The sequence below is a fragment of the Paenibacillus sp. GD4 genome, from assembly GCF_030846225.1.
Lineage (GTDB): Bacteria > Bacillota > Bacilli > Paenibacillales > NBRC-103111 > Paenibacillus_G > Paenibacillus_G silviterrae.
Genome location: NZ_JAVCYK010000001.1, coordinates 1,821,776 through 1,843,031, shown reverse-complemented (window position 1 = coordinate 1,843,031; position 21,256 = coordinate 1,821,776). Strand labels below are relative to the sequence as shown.

The following is a 21,256-nucleotide window of genomic DNA, read 5'->3' as shown; positions in this document are numbered from 1 at the left end:
GGAGACTCCCTTGTTAAATTCACAAAAACCAAAAAGGAGCTTAGCCAAACGTGAACTGCTGCAGTTTTTTTGACCAAATATTCATTTGACGAAAAATTAGAGGCTGTCCTAGCCTATCTAGAAGGAAGAGCATCTTAAAAGACAATTGCACAAGCGCGCAATGTGAGCATCACACCATTAAAACGATGGGTTTATCGTTATCGTGAACATGGTGTGCAGGGACTTGTTTCATCCTATATAAATCACGATATCCAATTTAAAATAGATGTACTTAATTATCTGGGGCATCTATAGAGGAAACCACCGCGCGCTTTAATATATCTTCTGAATCTACTCTCTTTACATGGAAGAGGTTGTTCGAAGCAGGTGGGATTGACGCCCTAAAACCAAAGAAGGGGCGTCCAGAGATAAAAGAAGATAAAAAAACCAGTACCAGTTGAAGGGTCTGTTGTAGCGTTACAAGCAGAACTAGAACGTTTACGAATGGAGAACGCCTATTAAAAAAAGTTGAATGCCTTAGTTCAAAGCAAGGAAAAGTTACGCAGCAAGACAAAGCGCAAGTAGTATTTGAGCTAAGGCTAGAATATCCCGTTACTTCACTACTTCAACTAGCTCAGATTCCACGCAGTAGGCACTATTGCTGGATACGTGCAGTGAATCGTCCGGACAAAGACGCAAGCTTAAAAGACCGTATTAAAGCGATCTATCATGAACACAAAGAGCGCTATGGCTATCGTCGTATCATTCTTACAATTGAACAATGAAGGGCACTCCATAAATCATAAAAAGGTGCAACGCATCATACATGATATGAACTTAAAATCCGTTGTTCGCATGAAAAAATATCGCTCGAGCTCGTATAAGGGAACGGTAGGTAAGATTGCACCCAAACATAGTAGAACAGGATTTCAGCGCTACAAAACCGAATGAGAAGTGGGTAACGGATATTACGGAATTCAAACTCTTTGGGGAGAAGCTGTATTTATCACCTATGTTAGACTTGTTTAACGGGGAGATTATTAGGTATACCATCGGTTCACGCCCAACATATACACTTGTCTCTAGGATGCTGGATAAAGCGTTTGAACGATTGGGGGCCGAGAATAAGCTGCTTATACATTCAGGTCATGAGTGGCTCAAATGCCTCAGTATCAGCAAGCGCTTAGAGAATGCGGGATTACACAGAGCATGTCACGTAAAGCCAACTGTTACGTTAATGCTGTCATTGAAAACTTCTTTGGCATCTTGAAATCTGAGTTTTTGTATACACAGCAATTTGAAAATATCGATCAGTTTAGAGCGGATCTAGATAACTACATTCACTACTATAACCATAAACGGATCAAGGCCAAACTTAAAGGCATGAGCCCGGTAGCATACCGAACTCATGCCTTTTCAACAACCTAATAATATAATGTCTAAAAATTGGGGGTCAGTTCAACGTAAAGTGAAGCTCCTTTTCGTTAAATCTTTTTAATAACCAATTTCATTAGAAATCTAGGGCTTCCTTTGCTTTAGCACTTACAAGGCGAATATGTTCATCTCGAATCTTAGTTCCGAGTGTATTTGAATCGTCAGTTTGATTCAACAATCTTACCAGACTCCTAGTTATTTCTGGTTGCGAGATTTCTTCGGCTAATCTTATTGCAATAATATGTGTTAACTTTTCCCTAAAATTATTCCATGTATCATCGAAAATAATATTGTTTCTGGAGGCTGTAAGATTCAATTGAACATCTTTTGTTAGTTCTAAATCATAATGCACAACAAAAGGCCAGCTGATGGTTTCTGCGGTTTTATCTTTGTTAGTAAAAACTGGGCATTCAACGCTAATCCCGTTTATTGTTAAAAAACCGTTGCTGCTGAGAATTGGAACCGTAAAATCCTGATCACCGATTTTATTGAGTTCCTCTATAGTGCCGATATTCATCTTCACCAGTTTTTTAAACGGAACGTTTTTTCCGTTATATTCCAATATTTCGTTCGTAAGGATGATTTCATCTATAAATTCATGATTCTTAAGGAGTAAATAACACTTAACATCACCTTTTATGCCTAATTCCTCATCATTAATCTGGATGTGATAAGGTTTAATATTATATTCATCTATTGCTATATCTACTAAATTTGCGTTAAAATCAACATTTGTAATTGTATCATTATAAATAGTTGTATTGACTTCAACTTCGATATTTATGTGTCTCAAACAGTCCCTCACGTATTTTAGCATTATGGAGTCCTCTTTTTTATCTAGAGGATCTCCAAATGGATGGTTCTTTTTTAAATAAAGCTTAATGATTGTCCCACTTTTCCCCTTATCCCCATCTTTTACATGAAAGACGCCGGATTGTTCTTCAATTAAAATATTTAAAGGTTCTGAAAATTTAGCAGGACCTATCTTTCTCAGAGTATCTATCTCTACCTTATCTGCTACCATAAAGGCTGATAAAAAGCCAATACCGAACTTAGAGATCGGGGTGAAACTCAGTCGATCTTCATCAGAAAGCTCTTCATTAAACTCGGGTGATCGGTAATAAGACATCCCAATCTTAGAAAAGTAGTTTTCCAATATATGCTTATCCATGCCTAATCCGTTATCTTCAATTTGTAGGGTATAACCCTCTTCCTCTTTCTTAAAATCGATTATTATTTTAGGTGTATATGGATCTCCCCATTTCTCTTCCCTTAAACTACGTAATCTACAAGTATCTATGGCATTTTGAAGAAGTTCCCTTAAGGAATACAATGGATTACCATATAAGTTTGTTCCCATTAATAATTCAATAATTCGAGATTGGTCTAAGTTAAAAGAAATATCTACGAATTTATATTTTTCTTTGCCTTGTTCATCTGTTTCCCTGGTAATTTGAGTACTTACTACGGGGATTGGGGCTAGATGATAAGCAGCCATTGCTTCGGTTCTAAGTGGATAATGAAGTTGGTTTAATATATGAGTGCAATCTAGTAATTCTTTACGAATGTCTTCTATAAATACTCTTATCCCTTTTTCAATTGCTGGATGTGAACATTTAGCCGAAAAAATTATCCCTTTGTCTGAAATATTCCAAGCCTGAATAGAGCGATGTTTTTGCCATTCCTTTAAACTTATAGGATTGCTAATTCCTAGGTGATCAAACAAAACTTTTGGAGTTCTCTTTGAATCAAAATCTAATATATCAGCTAGTCTTAAGATAATACATATGTACGCAACATTGACATACTGATTAGCCGCAACTAAAACACAGGTTTGTTTATTGATGATGTGATCATTGCTTTCATTATGACTTAAACAAATATCACTTAATATCTCTGCAAAATCAAAATTGCTATATTTAAAGAGCTCTTTTTTAGATAGAACCACCTGCTTTGAACGTGAAGCGTGCGTTTTCCTAATCCACTCTGATAATCTATGCTCTTCTAAAATCTGTGCTTCATCATGTTTATTCTCAGAATGAAATGCTTCAATCTTTTTCTGAAGACTTGGATTACCAGCACAGTATCTCTCGAATGCTCTTTTTTGGGTCTCTTGATTTGTATTGGAGGGATTTTTTCCGCCAGTCCATATATCTACGTCATCTTTACTTGGAGCCATACCAATATCATGGTAAAATGCACTTAGAATTAATAAACCTATCTCCAGAGGGCTGAGTGTATTATCAATAAGATCATTTGGTATTAATAAATCCATGATTTGTAGTACACGAAATAAATGATCTCCGTCATGTAATGTGTACTGTTTCATGTACACCATAATAGTTTTGGTTACCTGGTATGCTTCGCTACAGGCATTGTCAATTAGAGCGAGCAACTCTTTGATAGAATGATCATTTTCTGATTTCTTAACTAAACTTTTATATAATGCTGATTCTTTTAATTGTAGAATTACTTCTTGTTTGGGGTCAATAGTCATGAACAGCACTCCTCGATCGGGTTTCCAATTTATTCATAAGTATTGTACCATATACACTGTATAAATAAAGTCAAATTAGTAAATGCTAGAATATTGAGCTTACCTATGAGGTGATCTATTTGGAATTTCAATCATTGCAAAATGGTATAAATGTATCTTATTTATTAGAAGATCTTACTGAAGAAATTGGTGAAAAAGGTGCTGCTACAGTATTAAGACATGCTCAAAATATTCTAGATAAAGCTCCAGAACCAAAATTGGGCCCTAATCAATCACTTGGTCTCTTATATGGATTAATTCAAAGTGGAAAAACAAATATTATTAATATGATAATTTCATTAGCGGCTGATAATGGGTATAAGTTATTTATACTATTAACTGACAATAATAATGCATTACAAAAACAAACATACGATCGTTTGCATGATTCTATTGAGACGGTTTTTCCATACACCATAAGTTCTTTGAAAAAAGAATCTCTGAATATGTTACAAGCTGTTGTGCAAAATGAAGGTATTGCTATTGTATGCAAAAAAAATGTTAGTGATTTACAGGGTCTAATAGAATACATTAAGTTGCTCAACGCTCAAAACTTGCCGACTATCATAATCGATGATGAGGCTGATGTGGTAGGACTAAATACCAATCAGCGTCTGGAGAATACTTCTCCTAGTTCAATTAATAAGTATCTAGTTAATTTGAAGAGTACTTTTTTGTTGCATCTTTATTTGCAAGTCACTGCGACCCCGCAAGCAATACTACTTCAAGATAATGGGAATGAATTATCACCGAGTTTTATTGAAGTTAGCGAAGCAGGTGATGGTTACGTAGGAATAGATACATTATTCTCTGACCACAAAAAAAACGAGTATGTTAAATATATAAATTCAAAAGAAATTGATATTTTAACGGATGAAACAAATTTATTCATGGATGGGTATCCAGAAACTCTTTTAGAAGCATTGTGTTATTTTTTAATAGGAGCATCAATTAAAATTACTAAAGAAGAAAGATTTCGTAGAAGAAGGTCAAAAAACGAGTTGCAATTCTCCTTTTTAATCCACATCAGTCCATTACAAACCATACATGAAAAGCTTAATAGTCTTTTGTTAAGATTTAAAAGTGACGTCTATGAAGCACTTTCTGATACAACTGACAATGAAATAAAATCTAAATTGCACGCAGCTTTCCTTGAGTTGTCTCAATTTTCTGATGAAAAGATTCATTATCCTGATCTAATTGCAACACTTAAACGTTATGTCAAGGATTATGATGTTAAAATGCTAAATTCCTCTTCAGAAACTACATTGACTGACAGCAAAGCCAAATTCCTTTTCATTATTGGCGGTAATAAACTAGGAAGGGGACTAACTATTCCAAGATTATTAACTACATATTATGGAAGATATACCTCGGCCCCCAAGATCGATACAATATCTCAACATGCAAGAATGTGTGGTTATAGGGAAAAAGATCTTGATGTCACTAGGGTATTCGTCACAGAAGAGATTGCAGATTGGTTACGAGTAATATCTGATCATGATAAAGCTCAAAGGAAAATTCTGAAAAAGAAAGAAAGTCATAAGGTATTATATTTTGACTACAATAAAATAGACCCAACAAGACCAGCGGTAATTCCAAATTTTGTTGGAGTGTATTCTACCGGACAAATTTATATGCCCAAATTACCACAATATGAAAAAGTAAATGGTATTCAGACTGTTACCAGTAATATAGATACTGAGTTATCGAATTATTGTCAAGAATCATTTGAGGTAGTTGATATAAAAACGATAATAAAGCTTATTGAACTAATTCCAATTAAAGAAGAAGGCAGTTGGAAAAAGGATGTAATAGTTTCTTATTTAGATTGGTATGTAAATCATTATAATAAACAGCAAGGATATTTGTTTTATAATATAAAGGGAAGTAAAATCACCAGGAATCTAAACAGAGGGATACCATCTCTACTTTCGGAACAAATGTATGCAAAAGTAAAAAATTTCAATGATAGTGCACCTATATTAGTGTTGTATAAAATAATAGGCTTGAAAGAGAAACACTGGGATGGTGTGGATTTTTGGATGCCGGCTCTACGTTTTCCAACTGACGGAATGCATCTATTATTCAACTTAAATAATGTTTAACAAAGGACTTTGATGGTGCTCTTGCAACCATGACCCGGAGTGTGAACACTCTGAAAATAGTTTTCACACTCCGGGTTATTTGCATTTTATAACTGATGTTATTAAAGAGGAAGGTCTAAAATTACAAAATAGCAATAAGTCCCCAATGAACTAACGTCGAATTACGGTTTATGAAATCATTTGTTAACAGCCAAAAGAAAACCAGGTGTTAATCTCATTTTTCATAAGCCGGGGCACTGTTCATAAAAGCCGCTTAATTGCTTTCTTCATAAACATGTTCACATTTTATGAGTTTCGGATTATCCCATTTGATATAAATTTGTTACTTTTGGGACACCCTTCTCATTTCTGAACACGTAAGGTTAGGACATGCGGATGACATATTCGATTAATACCCTTTGTGAGGTAAGTTTGGTTGTAGTATGATAATTGTAACGGGTGCCGGACCGTTATAAGTAAATAGTTGTGGGCTATCCCACAGAGATGCTGCAATGTTTCGAATGAGAAGAAAGCGGACCCAACGTAAGGCGGTCAACCTTTTTGGCGGTGGGCGACCGCTTTTTTCTTTTTAATATGATCATTTGTAGTGTGAGGTGAAGACAGTGGAGGCATCCGAGTTAAAAGAGAAGATATTAAATCTAACTATATGGAAAAAGAACGGACAACGGGCTCCACATAAACCGTTATTAATTCTTTTGGGTCTAGCTCAACTCCAACAAAATCAAACGATTTTACCATATGATCAAATTAGGGAAAAGTTGGAAAAGTTGTTAGTTGAGTTTGGCCCATCTAGAAAGTCATATCATCCTGAAGAACCTTTTGTCAGGTTAACTACTGACGGAATTTGGACTTTATCCCATTCTATTGATAAAAGAAATTTTTCTGATAAGCAGCTCCTTGGAGAACAAGTGGCAGGAGGGTTTAATAATGAAGTATTAACACTTCTTAAGAATAATGATTTACTTATTCAAGAACTGACTGAACTGCTGTTAAATGAGCATTTCCCGGATAGTATTCATCAGGATATTATTGAGGAAGTGGGACTTGATTTTTCAATAAGACAAAAACGAAAACGCGATCCTAATTTCAGGGACAGAATTCTAAAAGCATATGAGTACAGCTGTGCAGTATGTGGTTTTAATGTCAGGCTAGGAAATAATTTGGTGGCCATCGACGCGGCCCATATTCAGTGGCATCAAGCCGGCGGACCCGACACGGAGGAGAATGGGATTGCGCTTTGCTCACTTCATCATAAATTGTTTGACCGCGGTGTTTTTACTATAACGGAGGAGCGGGAATTGCTAGTAGCTGAACAGGCCCATGGGACAAATGGTTTTGATGAGTGGCTCATGAAATATCATGGTAAGAAGGTCCGGACTCCTATACACCCGTTATATACGCCGAAAGATAATTTTTTAAACTGGCACATAAGAGAGGTCTTTAGAGGGCCGGCAAGATATCTAATTGTATGAGTATAAATATACTGACCGTACTGGAATATACCCAGCACGGTCAGTATCTAACCATTCTTCCTTTCTTTCGTTGGTGGTACCAATGAATCAAGTTTATTCGCAGCATCCCTGTCAGCTGACTATAGGGCATGTCCGTAGACGTTCATTGTAGTAGAAATATTGGAGTGTCCCAAGCGCTCCGATATAAGTTTGGCATGGACGCCTTTATTTATCAATAATGTGGCACTCGTATGACGGAGATCATGGAATCTAATGTATTTTAAGCTGTGTTTTTTTAGGAAACCTCGAAACCATAGATAAGGTGTCTCAGGATAATAGGCCATTCCTTCGTCACTAGAAAAGACAAAAAAATGATCTCCACCTTTCCATGCATCCCCTAGCGCCAAACGTTTTTTTCGTGCCTCCAAGTAATATTCTTTAAGGTGTTCAACTACAGTATCTGGTAAGCTTACCTTTCTTTTAGACTTCACCGTTTTGGGCTCGGAAATGATCCTTTGTCCATTAATTGAGTGGGATATACTTTGCCTTACCTCAAGGATACCCTTATCCAAGTCGATATGCTTCCATTCTAAACCGACAAGTTCCCCTCGGCGAAGTGCTGTAGTTATTGCGAGCATGATCATCATACGCCATTTTAAAGGTTCCTTTTCAAGGAGTTCAAACAGTAAAGCAACTTCTTCTTCATCGTATACTTCTATTTCTTTCCGATTGACCTTGGGCTTTTTGATATCTGCCGCGGGATTATTCCTTATAAGCCTCCACTCCACCGCCCGGGAGAAAATATTTTTAAGTATCCGGTGATTATACTGTATTGTACCTGAAGAAAGCTGGCCAATTTTGCCGTCCTGCCGGTTGCCGTCTTTGCCAAGATCAGCGATAAAATTGACTACATGGAATGGCTGAATCTTATCTAGCCTCATATGACCAAACACTGGAAGGATCCGGTTTTTTAGGAACCGCAAATAGATATCCAATGTCTTGATCCCAAGTTCTGACTCGGCATATTTTTCCCTCCATTCTTCTACAAATGCTGCAAAGGTCATTTTTTCAGGTGCGATGTAGTGGCCAGCCTCGACCTCTGTTTCGAATTCTGCGAGCAGCTTTCTTGCTTCACGAATCCCTTTCGCTTTGACTGTCTTTGTTCGTCTAATCCTTTTCCCATCTGCCCCAATACCAGCTTCCACTACTAAAAGCCATGAATCATTGCCGCGTTTTTGTAAGCTTGCCATATATAGCACCCCTCATTTTCAATGTGTTTCAATGTCCTCTGGACAATAATTTTTTGTCTCCTGTTCTTGGAACCAAGACAGCAAAGTATCTCTTCTAAAGAGGATTTTTGTTCCAACGCGGGTGTGAGGAATTCTTTTAGCTCTGACTTCTGCGTAAAGCTTGTCTTTTGATATCTGGCATTCAAATACCTCTTCCCAAGCCTCTTTAAGGGTTAAGGTATTACGTTTAGCAGCTGGAATATATTCGATGGATAGCTGTCTTGTGGATTCGTTCATATGAAGATACCTCCTTAATAAGAGAGTAAGGCTTCTATAGTAGATCATCAAATTTTGAACAACCCAAATTACTAGGTAAATGGAAGGGTACCGTTGCTGTTTTCATCAACCTCCAATAATTAATAAAATGATTGTTCCCTTGTGTATATGCCTCCGATCGATTGATGGGGGAACCAGGCTAATTATCGTTAAAACAAATTGAAAAGCACAAAAAAGCCCTTTTCAGTAGGATTAAAGCTTACTACCTGAAAAGGGCTTTACTATTATGACGAAAATGTTCGCCAATTTAAATTAAGCATGGAATTAGTCTTAGAATGATTCCCATCCGCCTGGCGGGAACAAGAAATAAAAGGGTGTTGACTGCGTGGTATATCTTAATAATAGAGATAAAAATGAGGCTTGTCAAGAATCAGTGATTATGAGCACTTAGTAAGAAAATGAAAACATGAGCTAAGCTAAGTTTGTATATTAGCAGGTAAAATTTTTAATATCTCCTCAGTAATTTTGTGAATTGCCCGTATCTCTTGTACAGAACGGGGTTTTAATAAGTGATTATGGATAGTTAGAATATAGCCTTTGTTGTGTTCATCCTCCGAGATCGGATTTTTGGTTACTTCTTTCAGATTCAAAAGTTGATCGAATTCAACTCCCAGTGCACAGATAATGCGTTCTAAAGAATCCATCGAAATATTCCGGGCCCCACGCTCAACAGCCCCCACATATTGGTACGTTAGCTGGGCTTTGTCAGCTAGTTTTTCCTGCGTTAGTCCCTTTTCCTTTCGAAGGGTTTTAATTCTTTGACCAATTAGCTTCCTGAAAGTATCCATTGTTCCCCTCCCTAAATAGAGCAGCAATAAATCTCTTAAGATTCATGTGCGATGTTTAAAACTAATTTGGACCTTTTTTTAAATTGGTGATTTATATACTTTTATTATAAGGAGCAGTCGTTACTGTTTCGAATTTTGAGATAGGGAGATTTTATGATGCTAGGAGAACAGTTACAGACGTTAGTATTGATAAAAAGAAACGGAGATAAGAATAGTTTTAAATTTCATAAACTTTGGAGAGAGGACACACAAGAACAACTGTTTCTAGAATTAGAAAAGGGTAATAAAACTTTTCGATTTGCTGTTACTCAAAGTAAAGAAGGGATAACAGATTTAGTTGATGACAAGGGAGAAAACTTCAGGGTTCTGGGCGTATGTCGAAATGTTCCAGCTGTAACACATGAAAAAGAGTACAGGTTTCAAATCGCTGACTCCTATCATAATGCGCTCGATTTAATTAAATTCATCTAATTTCTAGATACAAATTGATATCAGAATTGCATGTTAAACCACTGTTGATAGAAGGGAAGGGTTATAATGTCTTCGTTTGAATCAAAGGCCATAAATTTTATGACCAATGGACCTATCAGGGTCAGAGACCTCTCGGAACTTGGTTTGATACCAACAGGACAAACGGCTTTTCCTACCCAATTTCATGAGATGGGTTGGGCGTCTTGGCTGCCAATGCCATGTATTATGTTATTACCGTTCTTTAGTGATGGAATCGCAAAAGGACTTAACGGAGAAGAACTGTTGTGCTATCTAAAAGGAAAGGTAAGACCGGATACTTTTCTCCTGAATGATCAAGAATTGGGTGCTGCTTCGAGCAAACTTAATGAAGATACTTTACTTATTGAGAGGGAAAACAGGGTTAAAGAAAGATTAGAGTTGAATGGTTTTCGGTATCCGCTGCGTGTAGAGGATGTGGTAGGGCTCTATCTAGAAGTTGGTCTATCAACAAAAATCATTGAACAGACGTGTGGTGCTATTAGTTACGATCTGGTAATTCGCCCACTATCTCATGTGGACTCGATATTATTGTTGAAATAATAAGTTCAAAGTTTACTACAGTGGGGAGAATGGGGGACTGTTGATTGGAAAAAGAAATTGATTTCCTGATAGATTACTTTGTAGACTATATTTCTGAGCTGCAAAAGGAACTTGAATTAGATCCAGATAGCGAATTTATTAAAGGTCAGATTAAAGGTATGAACCAAGCATTAAGAATCGCGAGAATATATAATAAACCTGAACCACCACATTATGTTGATGTAATCATTGAGTGAGTACCGCCAAATTAAGTGCTTCACAATGCATAGCAGTTACAAATATGGCGGTTTAAACAAGGATGTCTTCTCGGCATCCTTGTTAGTTTTGCATAAGATGTTGAGTTTAACGACCAATACGAGATTCAAACCGATCGATTTTTAACCAAAGGGCATCTAGTTTATCTTGAACATTGGACAGCTTCCTTGAAAGATCCCAGTTCATTTCCTCGGCTTTCTTCAAGGCGTCAGACACTGAAGCATACTGGATTAACATCTCGTTGGTAATGCCGACAATTACGCTTATTAACTTAGCCAATCCGTCTCGAGGTGTGTTTGTAATATTTTTATTTGAAAGTAAATCTATCAGCTTGCGTTCCGAGGGAACCATCCCGTAGCAGGCATCTAGAATTTCAACGACCTTCAAATCTGTCTCAGAATATTTGTATCGCCCCCCCTGTTTTTCTGCCTGGATAAATCCCAGATCAATTGCTAGTTGGATCCGTCTGTGAGCCGTTGATTCGGGCAAAGCTAACTTTCTTGCAATTTCTGCTGCGCTGTAAACTGTCCTCATGTTAAAAACCCCATCTTTCTTAGATTTATGCCAGTTTTTTCAGTGGAACGGGCAAACCAAAAAAAGAGTAGGGAAGCTCCGATGTTCGGAGATTGCCTACTCTTGGCTCTCGTTTGAGAGGATTGATATCATAACCCGTGGGTAATTAAGACAATAGGAAACCAGGCATCTGGTCTAATTAACGTTAGAATGGTTCCTGCCGTCTGGCTGGAACAGATAGGGGCAAATCTACAAGATATAAGGATAGTATATTAAATTTCAACTCAGTTGTCTACATCCTGTCCTATAGCAATTCCTACTGAAAATCCAGGTTCATGATCTCATGAAAGAAATGAAATGGAAGCTTGGGATGGTGATTAACCCAGTGACAAAGTGGGTGACAAAGCAGGTGATTGAATCACCGAGATAATCACCTGCTTTGTCACCGTAATAATCACTAGAAATATAAACGAAAAAGGCTTATGCAGCAAGGTTTTCTTAATCGCAGTCTTTAGTGACAAGCGGAAGCCTGCTGGAAAGGTGAATAAATACGTATCATTTTCAAGAGAGGAGAATGAGTTAATGGGCTGTGTCTCTATTGCTGTAAAGTTGGGGGAAAATAAATCTGAAGATGTTTTTTTATTGTTTTAGCCAAGTAAGGGTAGTTAGAATTATTCAAAGATCACCCGGAGATCACCTCAAGGTCACCTCAAGGTCACCTCAAGGTCACCTCAAGGTCACCTCAAGGTCACCCAAATCTCACCGAAAGGTCACCCGAAGGTCATCCAAAGGTCACGTACCGTCATTTAAAAGAAGTTCTAAAAAAAGATTCAGAGGATATATCATATTTAATGTAGAATAGATATATATTTATTCTTTTTAGGCTATAGGAACTACGGCTTGGTGTCGAAAGATAAAAATAACTTCACATAAATGAGTGAAGTTCATTCATTAAAAATTCTAATTGTTCGGGGTCATAAGGATGAGTAAAATCAACACGTATTTTACAGAACTAACAGAGCATGTGGACAATCATGCTGCACTCAACTTTAATCAAAAAATAGTATCATTTGCCACGATCGCCAGTGATCGTCTTGTAGAAGGTGAGGTATTGTCTTCACCACAGGTTTGTGCTTTTCAAAGTGCACGCGACGGCATATCCATTCATGGATACGAGCTCAGCGATGAAATGAACACACTGCAAGTATTTGCAGTTGATTACCATGAAGGGCCAGTACCGAGTGTAATCAGCCGCGAGGAAATAAAAGGATTAATTCAACAGACAGAAACCTTTATATTCGCCGCCGTTTCCGATTTGCTCGGGACTATAATTAACCAGAATAAGTATCCGGAGATTTTCGACTTAAGCCAAACAATAAAACAAAATATTGGCCATATTCGGCATGCCTCCATACATATTATAACGAATCGAATCAGTGAGCTGGATGCGAACCCTGACGACACCATGATTGAGAATGCGAAAGTGACATTTCACATCTGGGATTTGAAAAAGCTTTACGGTTTTGATGTAGAAAATGTTCAGATGGATGAACTGCATATAAAGCTGGATGAGCAGTTTGCTGAACCAATGTGTCTAATTGAAGTTCCCGTAGAAAACGATACGTACAGCTGCTACATAGGGTATGTCTCCGGCAACCTGCTGGCAAAGGCATATGAATTTTATGGTAATCGATTGATGGAGAGAAATGTGCGCTCCTACCTGCAAGCACGGGGGAAAATAAATAAAGGCATCATCATGACGGCTAAGAAAAGCCCGACCATGTTTATGGCCTATAATAACGGCCTGACAACGATTGCTGAACAGGCAGTCTTCTCCAAAAAAGAGGTAACAGGTTTTGTTGAAATCAGTGAACTGATCGGCTGGCAGATCGTTAACGGCGGCCAGACGACGGCTTCACTTTACCGTGCATATAAAGAGGGAGAGTCGTTAGACGAACTGTTCGTACAAATTAAGTTGAATGTGATTAAAGATATGAGCCGGAAAGATGAAATTATTTCAAGCATTTCCGAGTATGCAAACAGCCAGAACAAGATATCCATTTCTGATCTTCGTTCTAACGACGCCTATCAGGCGGAACTTGAGCGCCTCTCTTACGCTGTTACGGTTCCGGATACAAATCCTGCAACCAAGTGGTTTTATGAACGCACCCGCGGTCAATATATGGTGGAGGTTAACCGACAGGGATCGACCTCGGCTAAAAAGAGGGCGTATCAAGTGGAATTCCCAAAAGAACAAGTTATTACGAAAACGGAAGCGGCTAAATATATCATGAGCTGGAATCAGTATCCGAATATTGTCAGCAAAGGTTCGGAAGCCAACTTTCTAGAATTCTGTAACTTCGTCAGAGAAGATAAAATTAAGCCGGACGAAAACTACTATCAAGATATGATAGCTAAAGGAATTCTCTTCCGTGATACAGATAAGCTGATTCAGACTCTGAATTATAAAGGGTATAAAGCCAATCTGGTTACTTATTCAATAGCTGCATTATCGTTATTGAATCCAAAGTTCGACTTCAAACAGATTTGGGCTGCGCAGTCAATCAGTAAGGAACAGAAAGATGAAATGGAAAAAATTATTGAAGTGGTATGGGACCACATTACGGATCCGCCGGTAAAAGGAACAAATGTCACCCAGTATTGTAAGCGCGAAGCGTGCTGGACATCACTGCAGCATAAATTGCAAAGATTGGCCATCATGAAATAGAAAGAGGAAACAAGATGGAAGAGCTGTACTCAGAGCTTCTCATAGCACGAGGGATCGATATTCATATAGATGAAGTTTACAGCAAGGTGATTTCAGGAACCAAAATGATTTTACTTACTGACTGTGAAGTCACATTAAGAGGTCAGTCAAACAGCACTATGTTGAAAGAAAGCATGCTGTATCAGGTTCACATCGATCCGAAATTTCCGTTCACCTCAGCCGCTACATCGATAAAGAACGGGCTTGATTTTAATACGATTAAATCAGAATTGGCCGGTTATTTTCCAACCTTTAATCAAGAGCAGTACGAGGTGGAACACGCAGATCCCGAAGGATCCATCCTTATTACGGCTGGGGCAGGTTCCGGAAAGACTACAGTCATGGTCCAGCGCATTTTGTTCCTGTTAAAGCATGTGAAGGTTGAGCCATCTTCGGTGGCAATGATAACCTTTACGCGGGAAGCAGCTAAAAATATGTTCGAAAAACTAAGAGAAGCCTTGTATTTCCGTTTTCAAATTACGGGCGATGCCGCGTATCTTAAAGATATCGAACATCTAAATGAGCTGCAGATCAGTACTATCGATTCTTTCCTTTACCGGATGTTTAAGAACCTGGGGGGAGAAGTCGGATTGGGTTCTAATTTTACAATCAAAAATTTCAAGTTAGAGCGCAGGGAACTTATTGAACGTGAGATTGATGCGTTTCTCAATAGTTACCAAATTGCCAACCGGATTACATCTGCATTTAAACAGTTTTTAACAGAAATACGGGATTATGAGCTGATTCGGCTCATCGATCAGTTTTGGGCTGACTTTGAGAAAAGGGGTGTAATACCCAGCAGCAAGGAGGTGGTTCAGAAACTGTTTGGACCGGCAGATGAATATTATAAACCATTGCAAGATTTAATAGTCTCTGTCATCACAGCCTGTCACAGTGCTTTTCTAGAAGAACAGCTGAATGAGAATGCTGTCACCTTAAGTTATTTATCAAGCATGCTGGATCAGGCAGTTATGGAACGCCCCGAATTGATGCAGCAGATTCAATTAGACTATGATTATCTATTTATTGACGAATTTCAAGACAGCAGCGATTTCCAAATTCGTCTGGCTCAAAGGCTGGCTGTCCAATTCCAAATGAAATTATTTGTTGTTGGAGATGTCAAACAATCGATCTACCGGTTCCGCGGAGCGGATGATTCCGCCTTCGAAAAATTGCTGGGAGCTGATTATGGGGGCAATAAGTGGCTTCCTGCATATTCACTGCAACAGAACTACCGCTCCTCAAAGAAACTTCTTGAAGTTATGGATCAAAAGTATTTCTCTTTTTGGGGAAGCAGCTTCAGTTATACGGAAAAGGACCGCCTCATTTCTAATAAACCAAAAGAAAACGGCGTGATCCCGCTGAAGGTAACTCCGCTGGCCTATGAAGAGAAGCAGGAATGTAAAGGTACGATTATATCGTGGATGAAGCGCGCCATGCAGCAAGCCGAGGGGAAACAGCCCAAAAAGCACCGAGTGGCAGTATTGACGCGAACTCGAAAAGAAGCGCGGTTAGTGGCCGAATGGTGTGCATCTGAAAAAATTCCATTTCACCTGGATATTGGAGGCACACTGTTTGAGAGTCCATCAGCACGAGATTTGAATCGGTTGCTTCATGCGCTGTTGTTTACAAATGAGCCGGCTTATGCCTGTGAATATTTAATGAGTCCATATAGTTCATATCAGTTAGATCCTTCCTTTTTATTTGAAGCGGACGGGAATCCTGATGCTGTCCGTAAAATAATAGATCCTTATCTTACAGACTTGAAAAGATATCAAAAAGAGATAAGAAGGCTTCCGATTCTGTCTTTGCTTCGGTTAATTATTAACGAAAGTGAACCGGTTAACCGATACTACGAATTATTGATTCTAAAAGGTGCTGAACCGGAAGAGGCCAAACGCCGCGCAACAGCTTACGAACTAAATTTAACCAGAATTATGGACTTGATGGTGCAGAGTCAGGGAGGAGATCATGTCTCATTGCCCTCGATACTGAACTGGCTTCAGATCCAGATTAAAAGCAATCGGGAAGAAGACGAACCAAAGGACGATATTTTTACTTACCACGCCGTGAATATTCTTACCGTCCACCGAGCTAAGGGGCTGGAATACCATACGGTTGTCATTCCATTTACGGATCGTTTCTTTCATGCGTCGGTTTTATATAACAGCGGCATCATTTTTAATAAAGATAAAGCGCAGGCAGGATGGAAGATTCGCTTAAAAGTGGGAAGAGAACAAAGCCAAGATGATAAGGAGTATACCAGCCCGAACTTTAACAGTCTTCAGACCTCGGAACAAAATGCGATTAAAGCGGAAGAGCTGCGATTATTGTATGTTGCGATGACAAGAGCAGAGCAGCAGTTATGGATTGTTAAATGCACATTCAAACCCGGCAAGGAATGCTGGGCAAAATATCTGCCAGTATATGAAAGCGAGTGACAACTCGACATGGAACAAGTTACGGTTTTTACGTATACACATCCCGATGATCCTGTTATTTCGGACATCTGTGACCGGGATCAAGTGCTCCATATATGTGCTACAGCAAGCTTGACTCAGGCGATGACTGTCTGGGACGGCGGCAAACGGAAAAATATTATCTCTGCAAAATGGTTTACTGACGCTGTCCTCGGTAATTGGATGGATTCGTATGTCAAACTGGAACAGTATATTCATCTTTCGGAACTCCTTCGAAAGGGTTCTGCAGATAACCCTGAAGATACACCGATGAAAAAATCCTTTCGAAGAAATAAACAGGGAGTCCTTCTTGCCATACGGACACTTGCTGAGTTAGGGGTAAAACCTCAAGATCTGGAACAATATGCATATACTGCGAATGAGAAAGAGCTGGCCGCCATCTGGGTGAATATGCTTAAGCAGGATGAGGGAGCGAATCACTTTAAGAAGTTAGGACAGGTCATGTTTGCTTTTCGTCATCCAGCGGCTTTTAAAATAATGACGGCTGCCAGACTTAAGGAAAAGTATGCGAAGGATCTGGAATCGGGACAATCATTAGCAGTAAGCGAAGAGAACCTGCATCTGGATGGAGAAGTCATACTTCATGGATTTTATTTCCTTACTCCGCTTCAGCAGCAAATGTTTCAGTCACTTCGCCAAGCAGGAGTGAAAATTACGTTTCTTCAGTACTATCAACCTGATTTTCCGCATACGTTTCGTTTTCTTGAAGAGGTGCTTGGAACATCGAATGATTGGGTTCCGGCTAAAGAATGGAAAGTTAGCCGGTTTTCACAAGAAGCACCTGCTAGCCGTTATTTTGCGGGTTTATTTGAAAATATAAAAGAATCTGCTGAACCATTGTGGACAGACCGGTTCATTATTCAGCATTATCGAAACGTTTACCAATGGATCGCGGAGTTTGGGAACACCGAGATCCAGACTCATCATTTAACGCCTAATTATAATGATTTACAAGCCCGGCTGAAAGAGTTTTTTCCAGAGAGATTTCAAGAAGAACGCAATTTCTTGTACTATCCTGTAGGGCAGTATCTGCTTCATCTGCACAAGATGTGGGACCAGGAAAGGAAACAGCAGTTGGTCAGCATCGAGATGTTAACCGAATGTTTTATTTCCCCTTGGCTCTCTGCAGTCAATCCTCGTACAGGTAAAAAGCAGCCTGCTTCTGATTATGTTCATTTTCTTTATTTACTTAAAGATTTCTTCCCAAGAATGATGTCATTGGAGGAATGGAGAACAGGTATAGGGAAACTGATTGATGAGATTGAAAACGGCGAATTTTTGATCAGAGGGATTGAAGCTTCACCAGAACATTACCGGTTTGTTGATGAAATTCAAAATCCAATCAAAAAAATTGCTCCATATGCGATCCCGCCAGAAGAATTGGCGGGTGTATTAACGATATTGGAGAGTATTTCTGCTCATGTTCAGCTGTTTTTCAAAGATATGAACGAGGGACTTTCGCTGTTTGATTACTTCCAATTGATTCTTTCCTTCATCTACAAACAACAGTCCGAAGTTCAATTTCTAAAGCATGAAGAGATTCTGGTTGATAAAATATGGGAGTTTGCTGATTCCAGCCAGAGTCATCCTAAAGATAAGAAATATCAGATAGAAGATATTTCTGAAGCGCTGCATGTGCTTCTTGCTGCTCATTTGGAAGAAGAGGAAAACCTCCCGCTTGCCAAAACAAATGAGCTTCATGATCTGGCTGAGATCGATGGGATCATCTTTCGTGAGGGAGCTGTACATGTTACAGGCCTTGACGAATTTTCATTTCCGAATGCAGAATCGTCATTGACCTGGCCGCTGACGAAACAGACTGTAGAGAAATTAAGTGAGCGGGTTCCGGCCATGAAGGCCGCGGTATTGAGAGAAAAACATAAAGATGCCATACCACGGTATTTATTTAATATCCTGCTGTCCGGAAAGCAGCAGGTTACATTATCCTGGTTCATGGACTGGAAGGAACAGAATAATTTAGAACCATCTATTTATCTTCGATTACTGATAGATCAGATACCTCAGGTAAATGATCATAGACTGCTTCCTGCCCTTCCCGCTTCAGCGGCGCAAACATTGGCAGGAAATACGAAGGATCTCAGCAAGGTTTTCGGGCATTACTCGGATTATGCATTATCTGAAATTCACATGTGCCCCCGGAGGTTTTTCAGCAGTTATTTGATACGCCCATACAGCGTATATCATTCAGAGTTTCACTACAGTTTCTTTTATCAAAATTTGTATTCTGTACTGGCTCATTTTACGGATACGCCCGGCATGATACTTCAAGATGTATTTCCATACTGGAGCAGCTTTAAGCACATATCAAAAGGGATGACGGCCAACCGGCACGCTTTATCACCCCAAGCTTTCAAAAGTTACGCTTATGCCGGATTAGAGTATCATTGTTTAAGCGGTTTGAAGTATCTCGCCAATCCATCCGGCAGTTCAGCAGGCTGGAAAAAAGCATGGAGTAACAGCGGATATAAATTCACTCAAACAGCGCCTGATTTTACGTTGACACGGCCGAGTTCAAACTGCAAGTATTGTCCTCATTTGAATGTTTGTCCGGACGGACGGCACTCTGTTGATGATGAACAGTATGCAAACTAAGGAGGATCAAGACCGATGACGACGAACAAAGGGAATCTGAGAAAGAACGCTTTGGTCTGGGATTCCTTTTTGAAATGGTCAGCTTCGTCAAAAAGCATTGTTCAAGCAGCCATTAGTTATGAAGCAGACAAGATACTACATAACGTCACGCTGACCAAAAAACAAGTTGAAATTGTTCTCAGTAAGAGTAAGCATATGTTAATTCGCGGCGCGGCAGGAAGCGGCAAAAGTCTGGCTCTTCTCTCCAGAATGGCCGGGAGGATGATCGAAGAAGATAAAGGGCGTTATTTGTATGTATCCTATAATAACAAATTAGTCCAGGATATGAATCATCGTTTCAAGCGGTCTCCTTATTATAAGGAAATGGATGATAAGCACGGTAAATATGACAATATTCATTTTTTCACGTTTCATGATTTAGTGAAGAGGGTTTTAGATGACGCTGGCTTTTCGATACCCAGATTTGAGACAACGCCTCAAGAACTTAGAAGGCGCAATGGCATGATGATCCGGCAAATGCATAGAGTATTGCAATGGTTAGATTCAGAGGAATTTAAGGATCTCCCTCCTATCCATAAAATAAAGAAAGAGCAGAATGTCGATTTTCTGCGGGATGAATTTTTATGGATGAAGGCTAATAACTACATTACTGAAGAACGGTACACTGACCGTAACTTGGAACGTACAGGCCGGGGAAATCTTCCGAATATTTCAAGAGAGCAAAGAAGAACGATCTTTCGGCTTTTTGAAAAGTACAGGGAAGATCAGGTTCATGCATTTCATAACCGACTGGATGCGGAAGACTATGCCTTAAAGCTTATCGAATTGATTGATCAAATTCCTAATTCATTAAAATATGATCATGTCTTTATAGATGAGGCTCAGGATCTACAGCCGATGCAGCTCTATGCACTGACTCTGCTCACGAGGAAGAGCCTTACTGTTTGCGGCGATGATAAACAACGAATCTATAAGAGCAGCCCATACTCTTATCGCAAGTTAGGGATTGAGATTGACCGGGGAAATAATTATATGCTCGAGGGTATTTTTAGGTCTACTCGCCAGATTATGGCTTTAGCCAATGCACTTCAGTTTACTCGTGAAGATGATGATAAGCAGGATAAGGAAATTTACAATAAAGAAGGAACTAAACCAAGGATTCTTCATTTCAGAACCTATAAAGATGAAATTAATTATTTAATTGAGGAAATCTTACGTTTGAAAAATAGGAATCCAGAGGAATCTGTTGCAGTGGTGCACCGCATAAAGGATGAGATACAAGAAAATGATTTAAAGACCAGATTGGGCCGATATTTTTCCGTAAAGAAAGCAGATGATCCCAGTTCAGCCGGATCAGGCAGTCATGTATATGTAACCGATGCTCATCCGATAAAAGGTCTTGAGTTTGATCATGTATTTATCATTAATTTTGACCGTAAAAACTACCCCTTAGAGGATGAGTTCAAGGCATTGGAAAGATATAATGCGGAAGACGTCACGACAAAGATGTATCTCGATGATAAGCGGCAAATCACCGACAGAGAAAAGAGGGTATTATATGTTGCGTTAACAAGGGCTAAAAAGACACTGACCCTCATGTATTATGGCGACTATTTCCAAGATGTTTCCCCATTCAAGTCTGACTTTTATCCAACTGACTTCTTGCATGAAACACATTAAAGAGCCAGAGGATTCTAGATCTTACAGGAATACCTTT

Annotated in this window: 13 protein-coding genes and 2 pseudogenes; 10 read left to right on the top strand and 5 right to left on the bottom strand. The window is 39.0% G+C overall.

What is annotated here, in order from left to right; translation table 11 throughout:
• Positions 1 to 69 precede the first annotated feature (69 nt).
• A pseudogene (locus tag RAC89_RS08585) lies at positions 70 to 1,407 on the top strand (IS3 family transposase).
• An 82-nt stretch (positions 1,408 to 1,489) separates the two neighbouring features.
• Here the strand turns inward: RAC89_RS08585 and RAC89_RS08580 are convergent.
• Complete coding sequence (locus tag RAC89_RS08580) at positions 1,490 to 3,910, bottom strand: HD domain-containing protein (protein ID WP_306613023.1); 2,421 nt, start codon at positions 3,908 to 3,910, stop codon at positions 1,490 to 1,492.
• Between the two features lie 119 nt (positions 3,911 to 4,029).
• Between RAC89_RS08580 and RAC89_RS08575 the strand changes: the two genes are divergently transcribed.
• Both RAC89_RS08575 and RAC89_RS08570 read left to right on the top strand, forming a co-directional pair.
• The gene (locus RAC89_RS08575; RefSeq protein WP_306613022.1) at positions 4,030 to 6,057 is read left to right on the top strand and encodes a Z1 domain-containing protein; all 2,028 of its coding nucleotides are present in this window, start codon (positions 4,030 to 4,032) and stop codon (positions 6,055 to 6,057) included.
• 602 nt (positions 6,058 to 6,659) lie between these two features.
• Positions 6,660 to 7,529 carry a phosphorothioated DNA-binding restriction endonuclease gene (locus RAC89_RS08570; RefSeq protein ID WP_306613021.1) on the top strand — a complete coding sequence of 290 codons (870 nt, stop codon included), beginning with the start codon at positions 6,660 to 6,662 and terminating at the stop codon, positions 7,527 to 7,529.
• A 122-nt stretch (positions 7,530 to 7,651) separates the two neighbouring features.
• Here RAC89_RS08570 and RAC89_RS08565 read toward each other — a convergent pair.
• The 3 genes and pseudogenes from RAC89_RS08565 to RAC89_RS08555 all read right to left on the bottom strand — a co-directional run.
• Positions 7,652 to 8,758, bottom strand: a pseudogene (locus RAC89_RS08565) (site-specific integrase); the annotation flags it as partial.
• Positions 8,759 to 8,776: 18 nt separating this feature from the next.
• Complete coding sequence (locus tag RAC89_RS08560; protein WP_306613018.1) at positions 8,777 to 9,034, bottom strand: helix-turn-helix domain-containing protein; 258 nt, start codon at positions 9,032 to 9,034, stop codon at positions 8,777 to 8,779.
• A 455-nt stretch (positions 9,035 to 9,489) separates the two neighbouring features.
• Positions 9,490 to 9,861 carry a helix-turn-helix domain-containing protein gene (locus tag RAC89_RS08555; protein ID WP_306613017.1) on the bottom strand — a complete coding sequence of 124 codons (372 nt, stop codon included), beginning with the start codon at positions 9,859 to 9,861 and terminating at the stop codon, positions 9,490 to 9,492.
• Between the two features lie 153 nt (positions 9,862 to 10,014).
• Here RAC89_RS08555 and RAC89_RS08550 point away from each other — a divergent pair, with 153 nt between their 5' ends.
• The 3 genes from RAC89_RS08550 to RAC89_RS08540 all read left to right on the top strand — a co-directional run bounded on the left by RAC89_RS08550 (position 10,015) and on the right by RAC89_RS08540 (position 11,147).
• Positions 10,015 to 10,332: a hypothetical protein gene (locus tag RAC89_RS08550; RefSeq protein WP_306613016.1), complete on the top strand. Its 318-nt coding sequence runs from the start codon at positions 10,015 to 10,017 to the stop codon at positions 10,330 to 10,332.
• Positions 10,333 to 10,398: 66 nt separating this feature from the next.
• Positions 10,399 to 10,911: a hypothetical protein gene (locus RAC89_RS08545; protein ID WP_306613014.1), complete on the top strand. Its 513-nt coding sequence runs from the start codon at positions 10,399 to 10,401 to the stop codon at positions 10,909 to 10,911.
• Between the two features lie 44 nt (positions 10,912 to 10,955).
• A complete protein-coding gene (locus RAC89_RS08540) occupies positions 10,956 to 11,147 on the top strand; it encodes a hypothetical protein (protein ID WP_306613012.1) in 192 nt (63 codons plus the stop codon).
• A 106-nt stretch (positions 11,148 to 11,253) separates the two neighbouring features.
• On the opposite strand, the gene RAC89_RS08535 is transcribed toward RAC89_RS08540, so the two are convergent.
• Positions 11,254 to 11,700, bottom strand: coding sequence for a helix-turn-helix domain-containing protein (locus RAC89_RS08535; RefSeq protein ID WP_306613011.1), 447 nt, complete (start codon positions 11,698 to 11,700; stop codon positions 11,254 to 11,256).
• Positions 11,701 to 12,661: 961 nt separating this feature from the next.
• Between RAC89_RS08535 and RAC89_RS08530 the strand changes: the two genes are divergently transcribed.
• From RAC89_RS08530 to RAC89_RS08515, 4 genes are read left to right on the top strand one after another with little or no spacing between them, the layout of a single operon-like run.
• A complete protein-coding gene (locus tag RAC89_RS08530; protein ID WP_306613010.1) occupies positions 12,662 to 14,407 on the top strand; it encodes an AIPR family protein in 1,746 nt (581 codons plus the stop codon).
• A 14-nt stretch (positions 14,408 to 14,421) separates the two neighbouring features.
• Positions 14,422 to 16,887, top strand: a complete 2,466-nt coding sequence (locus RAC89_RS08525) for a UvrD-helicase domain-containing protein (protein WP_306613009.1) — start codon at positions 14,422 to 14,424, stop codon at positions 16,885 to 16,887.
• Positions 16,888 to 16,896: 9 nt separating this feature from the next.
• Positions 16,897 to 19,539, top strand: coding sequence for a PD-(D/E)XK nuclease family protein (locus RAC89_RS08520; protein WP_306613008.1), 2,643 nt, complete (start codon positions 16,897 to 16,899; stop codon positions 19,537 to 19,539).
• Positions 19,540 to 19,554: 15 nt separating this feature from the next.
• A complete protein-coding gene (locus RAC89_RS08515; RefSeq protein WP_306613007.1) occupies positions 19,555 to 21,219 on the top strand; it encodes a UvrD-helicase domain-containing protein in 1,665 nt (554 codons plus the stop codon).
• Positions 21,220 to 21,256: the final 37 nt, after the last annotated feature.

What these genes read in the sequence shown, in the direction of transcription:
- RAC89_RS08580 (WP_306613023.1), bottom strand. Translation starts at nt 3,910, where the DNA reads ATGACTATTGACCCCAAACAAGAAGTAATTCTACAATTAAAAGAATCA.
- RAC89_RS08560 (WP_306613018.1), bottom strand. Translation starts at nt 9,034, where the DNA reads ATGAACGAATCCACAAGACAGCTATCCATCGAATATATTCCAGCTGCT.
- RAC89_RS08555 (WP_306613017.1), bottom strand. Translation starts at nt 9,861, where the DNA reads ATGGATACTTTCAGGAAGCTAATTGGTCAAAGAATTAAAACCCTTCGA.
- RAC89_RS08550 (WP_306613016.1), top strand. Translation starts at nt 10,015, where the DNA reads ATGATGCTAGGAGAACAGTTACAGACGTTAGTATTGATAAAAAGAAAC.
- RAC89_RS08545 (WP_306613014.1), top strand. Translation starts at nt 10,399, where the DNA reads ATGTCTTCGTTTGAATCAAAGGCCATAAATTTTATGACCAATGGACCT.
- RAC89_RS08535 (WP_306613011.1), bottom strand. Translation starts at nt 11,700, where the DNA reads ATGAGGACAGTTTACAGCGCAGCAGAAATTGCAAGAAAGTTAGCTTTG.
- RAC89_RS08530 (WP_306613010.1), top strand. Translation starts at nt 12,662, where the DNA reads ATGAGTAAAATCAACACGTATTTTACAGAACTAACAGAGCATGTGGAC.
- RAC89_RS08525 (WP_306613009.1), top strand. Translation starts at nt 14,422, where the DNA reads ATGGAAGAGCTGTACTCAGAGCTTCTCATAGCACGAGGGATCGATATT.
- RAC89_RS08520 (WP_306613008.1), top strand. Translation starts at nt 16,897, where the DNA reads ATGGAACAAGTTACGGTTTTTACGTATACACATCCCGATGATCCTGTT.
- RAC89_RS08515 (WP_306613007.1), top strand. Translation starts at nt 19,555, where the DNA reads ATGACGACGAACAAAGGGAATCTGAGAAAGAACGCTTTGGTCTGGGAT.